The sequence below is a fragment of the Desulfoplanes formicivorans genome (assembly GCF_001748225.1).
Lineage (GTDB): Bacteria > Desulfobacterota > Desulfovibrionia > Desulfovibrionales > Desulfomicrobiaceae > Desulfoplanes > Desulfoplanes formicivorans.
In genome coordinates, this window is record NZ_BDFE01000006.1 from 34529 (window position 1) to 49707 (window position 15179).

Annotated in this window: 14 protein-coding genes; 10 read left to right on the forward strand and 4 right to left on the reverse strand. The window is 56.4% G+C overall.

Translation table 11 applies throughout. The annotated features are described in order from the left end of the window. Positions 1–336: 336 nt before the first annotated feature. From DPF_RS01820 to DPF_RS01830, 3 genes are read left to right on the forward strand one after another with little or no spacing between them, the layout of a single operon-like run. Positions 337–813: a chemotaxis protein CheX gene (locus DPF_RS01820; RefSeq protein WP_069857166.1), complete on the forward strand. Its 477-nt coding sequence runs from the start codon at positions 337–339 to the stop codon at positions 811–813. Between the two features lie 57 nt (positions 814–870). Then, positions 871–2016: an NADP-dependent isocitrate dehydrogenase gene (gene icd, locus DPF_RS01825; protein WP_069857167.1), complete on the forward strand. Its 1146-nt coding sequence runs from the start codon at positions 871–873 to the stop codon at positions 2014–2016. Positions 2017–2051: 35 nt separating this feature from the next. Further along, on the forward strand, positions 2052–2390 hold the full coding sequence (locus DPF_RS01830) for an ArsR/SmtB family transcription factor (RefSeq protein WP_069857168.1): 339 nt from the start codon (positions 2052–2054) through the stop codon (positions 2388–2390). A gap of 19 nt (positions 2391–2409) precedes the next feature. Here the strand turns inward: DPF_RS01830 and DPF_RS01835 are convergent, their stop codons facing one another. The 4 genes from DPF_RS01835 to yedE all read right to left on the reverse strand — a co-directional run bounded on the left by DPF_RS01835 (position 2410) and on the right by yedE (position 5335). Further along, positions 2410–3285, reverse strand: a complete 876-nt coding sequence (locus DPF_RS01835) for an NAD(P)H-hydrate dehydratase (RefSeq protein ID WP_069857169.1) — start codon at positions 3283–3285, stop codon at positions 2410–2412. Continuing rightward, on the reverse strand, positions 3273–3821 hold the full coding sequence (locus DPF_RS01840) for a putative Se/S carrier protein (RefSeq protein ID WP_069857170.1): 549 nt from the start codon (positions 3819–3821) through the stop codon (positions 3273–3275). The genes DPF_RS01835 and DPF_RS01840 overlap by 13 nt, the downstream gene beginning before the upstream one ends. Positions 3822–3913: 92 nt before the next feature. After that, on the reverse strand, positions 3914–4132 hold the full coding sequence (locus tag DPF_RS01845) for a sulfurtransferase TusA family protein (protein WP_069857171.1): 219 nt from the start codon (positions 4130–4132) through the stop codon (positions 3914–3916). Positions 4133–4249: 117 nt separating this feature from the next. Next, a complete protein-coding gene (yedE, locus tag DPF_RS01850) occupies positions 4250–5335 on the reverse strand; it encodes a YedE family putative selenium transporter (protein WP_069857172.1) in 1086 nt (361 codons plus the stop codon). A 459-nt stretch (positions 5336–5794) separates the two neighbouring features. Here yedE and DPF_RS01855 point away from each other — a divergent pair, with 459 nt between their 5' ends. The 7 genes from DPF_RS01855 to DPF_RS01880 all read left to right on the forward strand — a co-directional run bounded on the left by DPF_RS01855 (position 5795) and on the right by DPF_RS01880 (position 15144). After that, entirely contained in the window at positions 5795–6043 is a 249-nt protein-coding gene (locus DPF_RS01855) for a FeoA family protein (RefSeq protein WP_069857173.1), read from the forward strand. Beyond that, positions 6043–8211: a ferrous iron transport protein B gene (feoB, locus tag DPF_RS01860; RefSeq protein ID WP_069857174.1), complete on the forward strand. Its 2169-nt coding sequence runs from the start codon at positions 6043–6045 to the stop codon at positions 8209–8211. Before DPF_RS01855 ends, feoB begins: the two co-directional genes overlap by 1 nt. A gap of 98 nt (positions 8212–8309) precedes the next feature. Further along, a complete protein-coding gene (locus tag DPF_RS14360; protein WP_083254403.1) occupies positions 8310–8600 on the forward strand; it encodes a FeoA family protein in 291 nt (96 codons plus the stop codon). 79 nt (positions 8601–8679) lie between these two features. Continuing rightward, on the forward strand, positions 8680–8898 hold the full coding sequence (locus DPF_RS01865) for a FeoB-associated Cys-rich membrane protein (RefSeq protein WP_069857175.1): 219 nt from the start codon (positions 8680–8682) through the stop codon (positions 8896–8898). A 428-nt stretch (positions 8899–9326) separates the two neighbouring features. Continuing rightward, positions 9327–10805, forward strand: coding sequence for an efflux transporter outer membrane subunit (locus DPF_RS01870; protein ID WP_069857176.1), 1479 nt, complete (start codon positions 9327–9329; stop codon positions 10803–10805). After that, positions 10802–12043 (forward strand): efflux RND transporter periplasmic adaptor subunit, encoded by a 1242-nt coding sequence (locus DPF_RS01875; RefSeq protein ID WP_069857177.1) that lies wholly within the window; start codon positions 10802–10804, stop codon positions 12041–12043. The genes DPF_RS01870 and DPF_RS01875 overlap by 4 nt, the downstream gene beginning before the upstream one ends. Further along, positions 12040–15144 (forward strand): efflux RND transporter permease subunit, encoded by a 3105-nt coding sequence (locus DPF_RS01880; RefSeq protein ID WP_069857178.1) that lies wholly within the window; start codon positions 12040–12042, stop codon positions 15142–15144. Before DPF_RS01875 ends, DPF_RS01880 begins: the two co-directional genes overlap by 4 nt. Positions 15145–15179 lie beyond the last annotated feature (35 nt).

Here is a 15179-nt window from a genome sequence, read left to right on the forward strand (position 1 = left end):
GATTGCGGGAGAATTTGAATGCACATCCTTGTTTGCCCTGCATGCCGAATCAACGGTTGCATTCACCGGTTATGTAGAAATTTTTATACGGATTGGCAACGGACAAATGAGCACGCATCCACCGTTTACAACCAGCACATGGCTGGTATGGCTTTTCCTGCATTGCACGAACGGTCTCCCGCATACCTTCCGAGTGCATGGATGACGAATAATGCCGACAGATGTCGCCTGCCTGCAACATGCAGACAGCTCGTTCATATTCATGAATCTTTTTTGACATGAGTGTCTGGTCCCTGTACACACCAAACGTTGCTCAAACAGTATGGGGACTGAACAATGAAAGACAAAGTAGGACTGATCATACAAACATTTACGGATGCGGTCGTTTCCGTTGTGGAGACCATGGCCGGAGTCAAGACGGAACCGGGCAGGGCTTTCATGAAAAACGCCCCAACAGCCAAGGGAGACATCTCCGGGGTGATCGGAATGTCCAGCAGCAATGGGTGCGGTCGGGGGTCCATGTCCCTGACATTTACCAATGAGTCGGCTTTGGGTATTGTAGGGAGAATGATCGGGGAAGATTTCGTGGAGGTAAACAAGGATGTCGTGGACGCGGTGGGCGAGATGACCAACATGGTCTGCGGCCAGGGCCGCAAGGGTATGGCCGAATTCGGGATCGTCTATTCGGGAGCCATTCCTACCGTGATTTCCGGGGCCGGGCATACTATCCGCCACGTATCCGCGTCATCGGTTCTGGCCGTTCCTTTCCAGACGGAGTTTGGTCCGGTTACCGTGGAGATATGTTTCGGGTAGATTCCCAAGACCACGTTTCTCGTGAGGGAAGCGTACAAGAGGGTTGTGGAGAATATGATGCAAAACAGGGTGTACTATATCGAAGGTGACGGCGTAGGGCCTGAAATCTGGTCAGCGGCCCGACCGATCATCAACGCTGCCGTGGAAAAATCATATGCTGATGGGCGAACCATTGAATGGGTGGAGCTTCTGGCCGGTGAAAAGGCCATGCAGGAGCAAGGGGAATACCTGCCCGAAGCAACCCTGACCGCCCTTGGGCAGGCCCGTTTTGCCATGAAGGGTCCCTTGACCACCCCGGTGGGGTCGGGGTTCCGCAGCCTGAACGTGACCATGCGGCAGAGTCTTGATCTGTACGCCTGCATTCGGCCGGTGCGCTACTTCCAGGGCATTGCATCCCCGGTCAAGCATCCCGAACGTGTGGACATGGTCATTTTCCGGGAAAACACCGAGGACGTGTACGCTGGAATCGAATGGGAATCCGGCAGTGATGAAGTCAAAAAACTGATCGCATTTTTGCGGGAAACCATGGGCGTGGCCCTGGATGCCACCTGCGGCGTGGGTATCAAGCCCATGACCCCCAAAGGCTCCAAGCGGCTTGTGCGTCGGGCCATCCGTTTTGCCCTGGATCAGGGAAGAAAGAGTGTCACCCTGGTGCACAAGGGCAATATCATGAAGTATACCGAAGGAGCCTTTCGCAAATGGGGCTATGAATTGGCCGCAGATGAATTCGGGGATGTGACCTTTGGGGAAGGCGAGGCCCAGGAAGGCAGGCCCCTGGAAATCAGGGACAGGATCGCCGACGCCATGTTTCAGGAAGTGCTCATGCGCCCGGAGCAGTACGATGTCATTGCCACGACCAATCTGAACGGCGACTATCTTTCCGATGCCCTGGCCGCTCAGGTGGGAGGGCTTGGTCTGGCCCCGGGTGTAAACATGGGCGATACCCTGGCCCTGTTCGAACCGACCCACGGCACGGCTCCCACCATTGCGGGCAAGGACATGGCCAATCCCGGCAGTCTCATTCTTTCGGGTGCCATGCTTCTGGATCATATGGGGTGGTACGAGGCGGGTGAACGGATCCGAAAGGCCGTTGAAACGGTCATTACCCAAAAACAGGTCACCGTGGACCTGGCCGGACAGATTCCAGGGGCAACCCGGATTTCCTGCTCGGCTTTTGGCGACCTGGTGGGTCAGGCCCTGTAACCATCCCCGTGGCCATAACCAAACAAGGATCGTGCATGCAGAACGCAAACATCAAAGCCATCAAGCCCAAGGCCGAAATTTTCAAGGCCCTGGGGCATCCTGCACGGCTTCTCATGGTGGATGAACTTTCCCATGGGAACAGGTGCGTCTGCGAATTGCAACGCCTGGTGGGATCGGATATTTCCACGGTGTCCAAGCATTTACGCATTTTGCGCAATTTGGGAATTGTCAGAACCCACAAACAGGGTACCCAGGTGATTTACGAGTTGCAATTGAATTGCTTGGGCACCTTCATGCAATGTGTGGAACATTTTCTAGATACCCGTTTCGACCATGAGATTCGCCCCAAATCTCATGGTTCTCCCTCCATCTGACGGACCTTTTTTTGCCCCCTTACTGCCGGGTTGATGATTGTTTGATGGCCATTTCCAAGGCCTTGGGAATGGCGTTGATGATTTCAATGACTTGAGTTTCCGGAGTGGGGTGACACACCTGTCCGGCCAGGCGGTTGGTCAGGGCGGCCAGGAAACAGGCCTGGGGCAGGGGATGTTTCGCGTTGATCAAGGTTGCACAGATGCCGGTGAGGGTGTCACCGGTTCCGCCCATGGCTTCCATGGCCTCGGATGAGGGCGAGTCCAGTTGCCAATGGCATTTTGTGTTGGTGGCAAACATGTCCGTGTTTCCCTTGACCAGAAGATGGGCAGCCGCATTGTCGTGGGCATAGGCCCGTTGGATCAGGGCGGGAGCGTCGGAATTGTTGTGCAGGATGAATCCCCGGGTATAAAAGGGATGGGGCGCTGTTTCATCGGCCAGAAAGGCCAGTTCGCCCATGTCCGGGGTAAAGAGATCATAGGAAGAGGCAAAGCCGCTCATCTTGGCGGCGTACATGAAACCCGCATCTGCAATGAGTTGGGGGCGTGGTCGGCAAAGCTCGTCAATGGCCATGAGTATGCGGTTGTGCCAGTCCACATCGGGTTGCAGATAATGAAAAACCAGGGTTGCGGGTTCTGGTTCGTGGATGTGTTCCACCAAGTGGGCGTAAAGTTTCCGGCTTCCATGTCCCAACCCCTCGTCACCGATCAAAAAGACATGGGGCATGGGATGCCCCAGGGTGCGGGCCGTTTCCACGGCAGCACCAATGAGGGCCGGGGTTCCCCGGTGCATGGCAAAGGCGTGACCGTCCACAAAAATCTGGTCGTTTCGGCGTTCCACCTGACCGCAAACCAGGGGAAAGTGGGGATCGGGTATGGTTCCGATTATGACAAGCATTGGCGTGTGAGTTCCTCGTAAGCGAGTTGCAGGGCGTAACCGCACAAGGTGTGTCCTGTTTCGCGGGGGGGGATGGCCTCGGGGAGTTTCTGTCCGGTGAGCTGTTCGGCCAGATAGGGGACATCCGGACATCCACCTCCGGAAATGTTGACAATGGTCAGGTCCTGTTTGCGCACAGTCATTTTCATGTTGGCCGCCCGGACCATGAGATAGTCGCCAAAATCCTTGGTGTGGAAAAGATCTACCGGGGTGAGCAACGGGCTGGTCACGGGAACCACGTCAGTGGGCGTAACGCCTTCGGCGGCCAGAAGACGCAGGATGTTCATCTGTTCAATCAGGGGAAATTCGATAACCAGGTCGCACCCCTTCTGGATTTCCGCAGGAGGTCCCATGACCCGGATCTGCCAGCCCGCTTTCCTGATCAGCTCTTCGGCCCAGATGACATCGGATGTGTGGGCAAAAATCATGATTCCCTTGTCCTGTCTTGATGGCGGGGCAGGGGATTTTTTTTTGCCAAAGAGGTTTGCAAACAGCATGTGCGCTCCGGTGCTGATGATGTGAGCCGTGAAAAAAGGGTTTGCACCGGCACGGACCGCTTACTCGATCCGTGTCGGTGCAGGATCATGGATCATGATTTGGTCAGGGTCAACGAATACTCCCCGTCATTTTCCTCAAGGTTGCTAACCCTCCAGCCCTTGCCCTGGACGGCTCGGGTCACGTTTTCCTTGGAAGCCTCGGTATCCACGAGCACGGTGATGGTGTTGTCACGGGTGGTCTGGATGGCGGTCAGGGTATCCAAAACAGGTTGCGGGCAGGAAAGCCCGCGTGCATCAACTGTGGTACTCATATATATGCTCCTTGTGAATGATCGTGATCAAGAATGCTTTTTGCTGAATGCATGGAAACAGGCCCGGTCGAGGTACAAAAGGATTCAGACTGTTTTAATGCTTTCAGTCTTCCTGTGTTACGCCCGCTGTTTGCGCATGAACCAGCCGATTCCCAGACAGACAATCAGGCCGATGATCACAGCGGCAATACCGTGAGGCCCAACGCCCTTGGGGGAACTGGCCAGTCCGAAATTGTGGGCAAATCCAGCGCCAACGATCATGCCAAAGACGAACACGGCCGCGTCACCATCGCCTTCACCGGCCAGGAAGAGCTGGCGTCCCGGACACCCGCCGGCCAAGGCAAAGGCAAGACCCGCCAGGACCATGCCCATGAAGTTCCAGACACCCTGGGTATGGGCAACGGGCTGACCGGCAAAACCGGCGTGGAACTGACCCATGGCCAGGTTGGCCAGAAATGCGGCCACAATAAGGGCAACAACCCCGCCGAAGAGATGGGTCTGTTTAAACAGAATCAGGTCCCTGAACGCACCCATGGTGCAAAAGCGGCTCCGCTGGGCCAGAATGCCCACGCCAAGACCAATGGCCAGGGAGATGACAAACGGCGCGTGCATGGCACCGGGGCCCTTGAGGCTGTAAAAGAGAATATCGTTTTTGGGCTGACCTTCAATCTGGGGATAGATAAGGGCCAGGGCCAGAAATCCGAGCATGATCAGGGAAATGAGCAGGCCGGCGGCAGGATGTGTCTTTTTGGCCGGGCCAAGGTTGTAGCCGTTTTTGAGAAACAGGGTTCCCACGTACACCCCGGCGATGAGCCCGAGAAGACCGAAGATGGCGTTCATGTCACCCCCGGCAAGGCGGAGCATGGCTCTCCACGGGCACCCCAGAAAGACAAGGGCACCGATCATGGCAAAGATGCCCAACACGAAACGAACAAAGGGTGCCGAACCCGTACGGGGGCGAAAATCCCTGAAGGCCAGGGCTGCTCCGCACGATCCCAGCACAAACCCCACGATTTCCGGGCGCAGGTACTGGACGACGCCTGCCCTGTGCAAGCCGAAGGCTCCGGCTATGTCCCGCTCAAAGCAGGCCACGCAGATGCCCATGTTGCCTGGATTGCCAAGTTTCTGGAGCAAAGCCGCCAGGACTCCGATGGCCGCCCCAACCCCGATGATACCCCATTTGGAAGCGAAATGATTTTTCATTGTCCGTGATTCTCCCTGGATAGAGGTTGATGAGAACGGGGGCATCCTGTTGTGTGTTTCTTACATGTCCCCAAAATATCAACCCATTACTATGACCAGAAATGAAACAATGACAAATACAAAGAGGTGATGAAGTGATGTGATACGTATTGATCAAGTCTATGGTTTGCCCGCTTGAGCCAAGGCCTTGCCGAATCCCGGGGAAAGGGACAGGCAGACGACAAAAATTCTGAAGGTGAAGTCACAGGAGAGCGTCTGATCGGAATCGGGAAAGGGGGCCGAAGATCATTGCCAGGATTTGGCGGTTGAGGCGCCTGCATCAAGGTTTCAGGCTCTCCGCCTGGCAACCGGTTCAGGCTGGTCCAGCCTGCCTGATCCACGGTGGCCTTTTTTTTCCATATTGCTTTTTCAATCGAGTCAAGTTAGAGGCGTCCAATATTCTTTCATGACTATTCGAGGATGCACATGAAAATACCCATGCGCCAACTACGAGTGAACCAGAAGGCCCGTATTGTATCCGTGGCCGCCCGGGGAGAACTGGGGCGGCGGATTCGGGATATGGGCCTGGTCCCCGGTACCGAGATAACCATTGTCGGGCAGGCTCCCCTCAAAGACCCCGTGGCCCTCAGACTCAAGGGATTCACCATGAGTCTGCGCAACAGCGAAGCCGATCATATCGTCGTGGAAACGGACGAACAGGAAGGATGATGGATCGAACAATACGTGTCGCCCTGGCTGGCAATCCCAATTGCGGCAAGAGTACCACCTTCAACGCCATTACCGGGTCCAAGGAGCGGGTGGGCAATTATCCCGGCATCACCGTGGAGCGCAAGGAAGGTTGTTCCTGTGTACACGGAGCCACCTTGCGCATCATTGATCTGCCCGGAACCTATTCTCTGACGGCCTATTCCATGGAAGAACTCGTTGCCAGGCAGGTGCTGGTGGATGAGAAACCGGAATTGGCCATTGATGTGGTTGATGCCACGGCCCTGGAAAGGAGCCTGTATCTGGCGGTCCAGCTCATGGAACTGGGCGTGCCTGTTGTTCTGTCCATGAACATGATGGACGAGGTGCGCCAGAAGGGTATCCATATTCATACCCGTGAGCTGTCCGCGCGTTTGGGGGTTCCTGTTGTCGAGACCGTGGCCAAAAGCGGCAAGGGTATTGGCAAGCTTTTGAAGACCGTGGTTGATTATGCCCAAAGCGAGGCCATCAAGGAGTTTGCGCCCCTGCATATTCCCTATGGTCCTGATCTGGATGGCGTCATCCAGCGCATGGTTGACCGGATCGAAGAAGAACAGTTCCTTACCGAGCGGTATCCTGCCCGATTCATTGCGGTCAAATATCTGGAAAACGATGAAAGCCTGATAAAACGGGGGCGCAGCCAGGGTGAGCTGGGACTGGAACTGGAGGCCATGGCCAAAGAGGCCGAGGCCATGTGCGAGCGTGATTCGGAAACCTATCCCGAAGCGGTTATTGCCGACTACAGGTACGCGTTCATCAATGATATCCTCAAGGACGGGGTTCTGGAAATCGAACCCACCACCAATGCCCATACCCGTTCGGACAGGATTGATGCGGTTTTGACCCACCAGATCTTGGGGCCCGCTCTCATGCTGGGCATTTTGTATCTCATGTTCACGGTGACCATCGAATGGGGAGCCTATCCCCAGGAGCTGCTCATTGCCGGGTTCGAGTGGTTCGGGGATGTGTGCACCCGGATTCTCCCCGATGGGCTGCTGCAGTCCTTGGTTGTGTCGGGCATTGTCGACGGGGTGGGCGGGGTGCTCAGTTTCGTGCCCCTGATACTGATCATGTTCTTCATGCTCACTTTTCTGGAAGATCTTGGATACATGGCCCGCATGGCCTACATGATGGACCGCGTTTTTCGCTTTTTCGGCCTGCACGGCAGTTCGGTCATGCCCTTTATCATTTCGGGGGGCATTCCGGGAGGGTGCGCGGTTCCGGGCATCATGTCCGCCAGAACCCTGCGCAGTCCCAAGGAGCGCCTGGCCACGCTGGTGGTCTCGCCGTTCATGATGTGCGGTGCCAAATTGCCCCTGTTCATCATGATGACCGCAGCCTTTTTCCCCGGCAGTGCCGCACGGGTCATGCTTCTGTTTTCCCTCGGGGCGTGGGCCGTGGCCCTACTTACGGCCCGAATCCTTCGCTGGGCTGTCATCAGGGGGGAACCAACTCCCTTTGTCATGGAGCTCCCTCCGTACAGAATGCCCGCCTTAAGCGGCCTATGGATGCATACCTGGGAAAGAACCTGGCAGTATATCAAGAAGGCCGGCACGGTCATCCTGGCCATTTCCATTCTTATCTGGGCGGCCATGACCTTTCCCCGGCTTCCGGCCGAGAAGATTCAGTCCTTTGATGCCCGGGTGGCCGCTGTCATGCAGGATCAGCAGCTTTCTCCGCAAGAACAGGAGATGAAGATCAATGTCATTCGCGGAGAACAGGCGGAAATGGCCTTGCGCAATACGGTTGCCGGCCGTATCGGCGATGCCTTGCTGCCCGCGACCTCGCTTGCCGGCTTCAACTGGAAGATGAACATTGCCGTGCTGGGCGGTTTTGCGGCCAAGGAAGTCATTGTTTCCACCTTGGGGACGGCCTATTCCATGGCCGAAGTTGATCCCGAAAATCCCGCAGCCCTGGGGGAACGTCTCAAAAGCGACCCCCACTGGACCATTCCTGCGGTCATCGGATGCATGACCTTTATTCTCCTGTATGCCCCCTGTTTTGTCACGGTGATTGCCATGGCTCGGGAATCCAGCTGGAAATGGGCTGTTTTTGCGGTTGTTTTCAATACCTTGCTTGCCTACATCCTGGCCGTGATTATTTATCAGGCCGGATCGGCCATGAGTGGATAATCCTGGGGCAGACATGATTTTCTTTGACCTCTCAAAAGAAATTCGTTACTCCTAACTTTCATCAGGGTGTACTTCATGACCATGGCGGGGTAGGGAATATGTTTTCAGGCAAACGGTGCAGACGACGGGGAATACGGCGACACGGCAAGTGCTCGGGTTGCAGTTTGAGGGCCCAATGTCCTCTTTCCAAGCTTCAAAGAGGTGAAAAGCGATTGGTGGCCTGCATGAAATCGAACCGACAGTTGATTGGTCATTTGGCGGCCATGGGCATCCTGCCTGGAACCGAGATCAATGTAGTCAGCAATAACGACAGCTCGCTGGTCGTTGGAGTCCGGGGCGGACGCGTGACCTTGTCCCGGGAAATCGCGGACACGATCATGGTTGCCTGATCATCCGCGTCCAAAAGGGTTCAACGTTCGGGGATTGTTCATGTTGCAGCAATCCCGAGATACAAAGACGAGGTTGACCATGTCCTGGGACAGTATTTTTGTTTATGTGATCATCATCATCGCCGCCGTGTACATCATCAGTCGGTTCGTGCGCAGGAAAGGACTCGGCTGTTCGGGCTGCCCGGGAAATTGTTCGGGAACCGAGGACGGCGAGGCCTGCAGAGCCTGTCCCATGGCCCAGCACACCCTCAGGGACAAGGACGAGACGTCTTCCAGTGACAAGGATGCGTCCTCGTAAGTGATGGCTGCCTTGCCTGTAATCAGAAAAGCACACATGATACGCGCGTATCATGTGTGCTTTTCTGATTACAGGAGCAGATAAAGAGGATAAAACGTATAAAAAATAGCCATGGCAACGCGCGTGGTGTATAAAAATCGACCAGGTGCAACATGGGTCGAAAAACGATAAATTTTTTTATTGTTATATTAAGTGGTTAGTAATTTCTAAAATATGGTTTGATTTTTGCTTGGGCTTTGTTCCTGGAGCCGGGTACCCCAGGGGCATATGAGGGTTCCTGACTGCCGTGTCCCGGTGTTGCCAAGGCCGGGTCATTGATTGTATGCAGGATCGTCTTGGCATGTGAGAATTGAACTTTTCCAGCAAGTTGCGTCATACCTTTATTTCATCATCGAGTCATCCGGGCTCTTGTTACCTAAGGACCTCTCATGCGGTTGTCGCTTTGTTTGTCATTTGTCATCATTCTGGTTGTCGTGACGGGTTGTGCTCCCTTTGCACCCCGATCAGCGGACATCGCCCTGCCGGATCTTCCTGCCAGGTATTCGCTGTATGTCGAGAATGCTACCCTGAGCATGCCCTGGTGGCAGGAGTTCGGGAGCAGCGAACTGGATCGGTTGATGGATATTGCCCTCAGTCAGGGGTTTTCCATCCGTCAGGCCCGGGCCCGTCTCGACCAGGCCCGGGCTTCAGCCCTCAAGGCCGGGGCTTCCCTTGTTCCCTCGGTTTCCCTGGAGGCGGGATCGTCTCATACCCGGCAGAAGTGGAAAAATGGTTCCAGCAGCGGGCAGACATACACGACCACCAAGGAGCATTCCCTGGGGCTGGCCGCCCAGTATGAACTGGATCTCTGGGACCGGATCGGGTCCACGCGTGAGGCCGAGCGCCTTGAAGCCCAGGCCACCCAGGAAGATGTGCACACCGCCTTCATGACCCTGTCCGGTCAGATTGTCGAAAACTGGGTCGAGATTCTCCAGGTGCGCGGGGAGCAGGCCCTGGTCAAGGAGCAGATTCAAACCAATGAGCGGTATCTTGAGGTTCTGGAACTGCGATTCGACAATTCTCTTTCCACCGCATTGGATGTTTTGCAGCAACGCGAGGCACTGGCCCGTTCCCGGGCCATGCTTCCCACACTTGAAGCCCGGGAACGGGTGCTCATGCATGAAACTGCGGTCCTCATGGGCAAATCGCCTGATTTTGATCTCGGTCTGACCGGCCATGGTCTGCCCGAGCCCCTGCCTCTGCCCGGCACAGGCATTCCGGCCGATCTTTTGGCCAGCCGTCCCGATGTGCGGGCCGCCGGGCTGCGTCTCAAGTCTTCCCAGTGGGAAATCGCCAGTGCCCGGGCTGATCGACTTCCCGCCATCACCATAACGGGCAGGGCTGAATATTCCAGTGATCAGTTCAACACCCTGTTTGACAATTGGCTGGCCAATCTGGCCGCAGGGCTGACTGGGCCGATTTTTGACGGCAATCGTCGATCGGCCGAAGTGGACAGAACCCGGGCTGTGGCTCGTGAACGTCTGGCCGCGTATCAGCAGACTGTCATGGAAGCGGTCCGGGACGTGGAAAACGCCCTGGTGAACATTGACAAGCAGCAGGCCTATCTTGCGGCCACCCAGAAGCAACTGGACATCGCCCGGATGACCTTGCAGCAGGCCAGGCAGCGCTATGAAAACGGGGTGGTCACCTATTTGACTGTACTGACCAGCCTCCTGAACGTGCAGTCGTTGGAACGAACCCTGGTCCAGGGCCAGGCCGATCTGCTTTTGTATCAGGTGGGCCTGCATCGGGCACTGGGGGGAACATGGTATCGCAAGCTGGAAGAGCAGGCGCAGACATCGATCCATGACAAAGCGGTCACGCCGACCATGGACACCACGCATACCAGTGAACAAGGACAATCATGACGGAATCAAACAGCATACGCAGACAGTGGTGCAGGAAGATCTTCGGTTTTCTCCTGCCTGTGGTCATTGTCGTTCTGGGGGCCTTGGGAGCCAAGTATTTTCTCGACTCAAGGCCCAAGCCCACGAAAAAGGCCCGGATCACCCTGGCACCCTTGGTGACGGTGCAGAAGGCCGCCTTCGGCAAGGAACAGGTCGTTATCCAGGCCATGGGAACGGTTGTGCCCGCGCGGGAGACCGTGCTCAGCCCCCAGGTGGCGGGCCGCATTGTCCATCTGGCCCGGGGATTCGAGCCGGGCGGGATCCTGGCTCAGGGAACCCGTGTGGCGGGCATTGATCCCAAGGATTTTGAGTTGAACGTGCAACAGAAACAAATGGCCCTGGTGCAGGCCAAGGCGGCCCTGGCCCTGGAACAGGGGCAGCAGGCCGTGGCCCGGAAAGAGTGGGAGCTGTTGCGTGGGAATCGGAACATGTCGTCGGAAGAGGCGACCCTTGCTCTGCGCAAGCCTCAATTGGAGCAGGCCCAGGCCGATGTGACCAAGGCCCGTCTGGATCTTCAGCAGGCCGAACTTGATCTTGCAAGGACATCGGTGGTTGCCCCGTTCAATTGTCTTGTTCTGGAAAAGAACGTTGATCTGGGTGCCCAGGTGTCCACGCAAACAACGATTGCAACCCTTGTGGGCACGGATGCCTATTGGGTGGAGACCTCCATCCCTCGTGACCGGCTGTCATGGATCAAGGTGCCCAAGGGGGCAGCGGGTACCGGCAGCACGGCCCGCATCCGTTCGGCCGTGACAGACAACGCGCGAACCGGTCAGGTCATCCGGCTTCTCGGGGATATCGAATCCCAGGGACGCATGGCCAGGGTGCTTGTGCGGGTGGATGACCCCCTTTTTCTCAAGGAGAACGATCCTTCCCAGGTGCCCCTTTTGCTGGGAGAATATGTACATGTGGACATTTTGGGCCGGGTTCTCGAACATGTGGTTGCCATACCCAGGGATGCCCTGCGTGATGGCAATACCATCTGGATAGCCACCCGGAAGAACACCCTGGACATCCGTTCTGTGGAGATTGTCTGGCGTGATGCCCATGTGGTCTATCTTGCCGGAGGCGTGCAGGATGGAGAGCAGATCATTCTTTCGGATATCGCCGCTCCGGTTCAGGGCATGGAAGTACGGATCGCGGATGAGGTATCCGGGGCCGCCACAGGTACCATCAAGGGGAGCGCGAAGAACTCATGAGCACGTTTTCCACCTCCTCCAAGGGTCCCATTGCATGGATGGCTGGCAATTCCGTTGCCGCCAATCTGATCATGATCGTCTGTCTCATCGGCGGGTTGATCGTAGGCAGTCATATCAAGCAGGAGGTCTTTCCCGATTTCGATCTGGATATGGTCAGCGTGACCGTTGCCTATCCCGGAGCCAGTCCCGAAGAGGTTGAAAAAGGGATCATCCTGCCCATTGAGGAGGCCGTTCAGGGCCTCGACGGTGTGGATGACGTCACATCTTCGGCAAGCGAGGGCTCGGGATCGGTTATCGTTGAGATCGTTGAAGGAGAAAATATCCAGCGTCTTGCCCAGGACATCCAGAGCGAAGTGGACAGGATCACCTCGTTTCCTGATGACGCCGAAGAACCCAGCGTGACCATCGTGTCCCGCAAGCGCGAAGTCGTGTCCCTTGCCCTGCATGGTGCTCAATCCGACTGGGTGCTGCGGGAAACGGCAGAAGATTTGCGGGACCGCTTGATCCAGGACCCGAACATCACCCAAGTGGAGCTTCACGGCGTGCGCGATTACGAAATCAGCGTGGAGGTCCCCCAGGAAAACCTGCGCCGGTACAATCTGACCATTGCCGAAGTGGCTGCCCGTATTGACAAGGCCTCGGTTGACCTTCCCGGTGGCGGGATCAAAACCAGTGGTGGAGAAATTCTTGTCCGGGTCAAGGAACGCAAGGATTACGGACGGGAGTTCGGCAAAATTCCCATCATCACCGGCAATGACGGAACCAGTGTCCTGCTGGAGGATATCGCCGAGATCAATGACGGGTTTGAGGACAGTGACATCTTTGCCTCGTTTGACGGGCAGCCGGCCGTCCTCATTGATGTCTATAGAATTGGTGACCAGACACCCATTGATGTGGCCGACGCTGTCAAACGCAATGTCGAGACCTTCAGGCAGATCCTTCCCCAGGGACTTTCCCTGAACATCTTGAAGGATCGTTCCAATGTCTACAAGCAGCGTCTCGAACTGTTGCTCACCAACGGTTACATGGGGCTTGGACTGGTGTTTCTGTGCCTGGCCCTGTTTCTCGAGGCCCGCCTTGCGTTCTGGGTAAGCATGGGCATTCCCATCTCCTTTCTGGGCTCGCTGCTGCTTTTGCCCGGGTTTGGGGTGACCATCAACATGATCTCCCTGTTCGCCTTCATCATTACCCTGGGTATTGTGGTGGACGATGCCATTGTGGTGGGCGAAAACGTGTACAATTACCACCAGAAGGGCATGTCCTTTCTGGACGCTGCCATCCAGGGGGCCCGGGAAATCGCCATGCCCGTGACTTTCAGCGTGCTGACCAATGTGGTGACCTTCATGCCCATGTATTTTGTGCCCGGGGTCATGGGAAAGGTTTTCAGACAGATTCCCCTGGTGGTTGTCAGCGTGTTTGCCGTTTCCCTGGTGGAAAGTCTGCTCGTGCTTCCGGCCCATCTGGGGCATCAGCGTGACCGGCGCCGCAGCGGGATCACCGGCTGGATGCACGGCATGCAACAGCGCTTCAGCAAGTGGTTCATTCATGTGGTCAAGACCAAGTACGGTCCGTTTCTGGATCTGACCCTCAAGTACAGGTATCTGACCATGTCGGTGGGCGTGGCCATCCTGCTGGTGACCGTCGGATACGTGCAAAGCGGTCGCATGGGCTTGACCCTGTTCCCCAAGATCGAGGCCGACTATGCCAAGGTGACTGCCGTGCTTCCCTATGGAACGGCCGTGGAAAAGACCAAGGAGATCCAGAAAATCCTGGTGGATGCCGGCAGGGAAGTGGGAGAAGAAAATGGCGGGGACCAATTGGTCACCGGTATTTTTGCCCGCATCATGGACGGGGGCTCCACCTCCGAGGTTCGGGTCTATCTCACCGATCCCGAGGTTCGGCCCGTGAGCACGGCCGATTTCACCCGCATGTGGCGCGAACGTGTTGGCGATCTGGTGGGTCTGGAATACATTACCTATGAATCGGATTCCGGAGGGCCGGGTTCGGGCAAGTCCCTGACCGTGGAGCTCAGCCACCGGGACATCAATGTTCTGGAAAAGGCCAGTGCAGAACTGGCCCGTGAGCTGGAAGTCTATCCCAACGTCAAGGACATTGATGACGGATTTTCTCCGGGCAAACGGCAGTATGATTTCAAAATTCGCGACTCCGCCCGGGGGCTGGGACTTCGGGCCGAAGATGTGGCCAGACAGGTGAGGTATGCCTTTTACGGGGCCGAGGCCCTGCGCCAGCAGCGGGGCAGAAACGAGGTCAAGGTCATGGTCCGGCTGCCCAAATCCGAACGGGTTCTGGAGCACAATATCGAAGAACTCATTCTCCGGACGCCTTCGGGAGTGGAGATCCCCCTGCGCGAGGCCGTGACCATGACACCGGGCCGGGCGTATACCACCATTGACAGGCATAACGGGCGAAGGACCGTGGAGGTGACTGCCAATGTCATTCCCCAGAGCAAGGCCAACGAAATCCTCAATGCCCTGATGGCCGAGAGCCTGCCCTGGCTGGTTGAGAAGTATCCCGGCCTTTCCTACGGGTTCGAGGGCAAGCAGGCCGACATGCGCGAGTCCATGTCCAGCCTTGTGGAAGGATTGCTTCTGGCCTTGCTTGTCATCTACGGGCTCCTGGCCGTGCCCTTCCGCAGTTATGCCCAGCCGTTGATCATCATGGTCAGCATCCCCTTCGGCATTGTGGGTGCGGTCCTCGGTCATCTGCTCATGGGATATTCCCTGAGCCTCATGAGCCTGTTCGGTATTGTTGCCCTGTCCGGGGTGGTGGTCAACGATTCCCTGGTGCTCATCAATTTTGCCAACCGCAAGCGTCAGGAAAACGGGATGAATGCCCATGATGCGGTCCTTTCTGCCGGTGTTGCCCGGTTTCGGCCGATCATTCTGACTACATTGACCACCTTTGGCGGTCTGGCTCCCATGATTTTCGAGACTTCCAGGCAGGCCCGATTTCTCATCCCCATGGCCATCTCCCTGGGATTCGGCATCGTCTTTGCCACCCTGATCACCCTGGTTCTGGTGCCCTCCCTGTACATGGTCATTGTTGATGCCATTGAGATACTGCGTTGCAGGGGCAAATGAACACAGCATGAATTCTACCCATACGAAAAAAGCCG

Coding starts and splice junctions, on each gene's coding strand:
- DPF_RS01820 (WP_069857166.1), top strand. CDS start 337: ATGAAAGACAAAGTAGGACTGATCATACAAACATTTACGGATGCGGTC.
- icd (WP_069857167.1), top strand. CDS start 871: ATGCAAAACAGGGTGTACTATATCGAAGGTGACGGCGTAGGGCCTGAA.
- DPF_RS01830 (WP_069857168.1), top strand. CDS start 2,052: ATGCAGAACGCAAACATCAAAGCCATCAAGCCCAAGGCCGAAATTTTC.
- DPF_RS01835 (WP_069857169.1), bottom strand. CDS start 3,285: ATGCTTGTCATAATCGGAACCATACCCGATCCCCACTTTCCCCTGGTT.
- DPF_RS01840 (WP_069857170.1), bottom strand. CDS start 3,821: ATGCTGTTTGCAAACCTCTTTGGCAAAAAAAAATCCCCTGCCCCGCCA.
- DPF_RS01845 (WP_069857171.1), bottom strand. CDS start 4,132: ATGAGTACCACAGTTGATGCACGCGGGCTTTCCTGCCCGCAACCTGTT.
- yedE (WP_069857172.1), bottom strand. CDS start 5,335: ATGAAAAATCATTTCGCTTCCAAATGGGGTATCATCGGGGTTGGGGCG.
- DPF_RS01855 (WP_069857173.1), top strand. CDS start 5,795: ATGCACATGAAAATACCCATGCGCCAACTACGAGTGAACCAGAAGGCC.
- feoB (WP_069857174.1), top strand. CDS start 6,043: ATGGATCGAACAATACGTGTCGCCCTGGCTGGCAATCCCAATTGCGGC.
- DPF_RS14360 (WP_083254403.1), top strand. CDS start 8,310: ATGTTTTCAGGCAAACGGTGCAGACGACGGGGAATACGGCGACACGGC.
- DPF_RS01865 (WP_069857175.1), top strand. CDS start 8,680: ATGTCCTGGGACAGTATTTTTGTTTATGTGATCATCATCATCGCCGCC.
- DPF_RS01870 (WP_069857176.1), top strand. CDS start 9,327: ATGCGGTTGTCGCTTTGTTTGTCATTTGTCATCATTCTGGTTGTCGTG.
- DPF_RS01875 (WP_069857177.1), top strand. CDS start 10,802: ATGACGGAATCAAACAGCATACGCAGACAGTGGTGCAGGAAGATCTTC.
- DPF_RS01880 (WP_069857178.1), top strand. CDS start 12,040: ATGAGCACGTTTTCCACCTCCTCCAAGGGTCCCATTGCATGGATGGCT.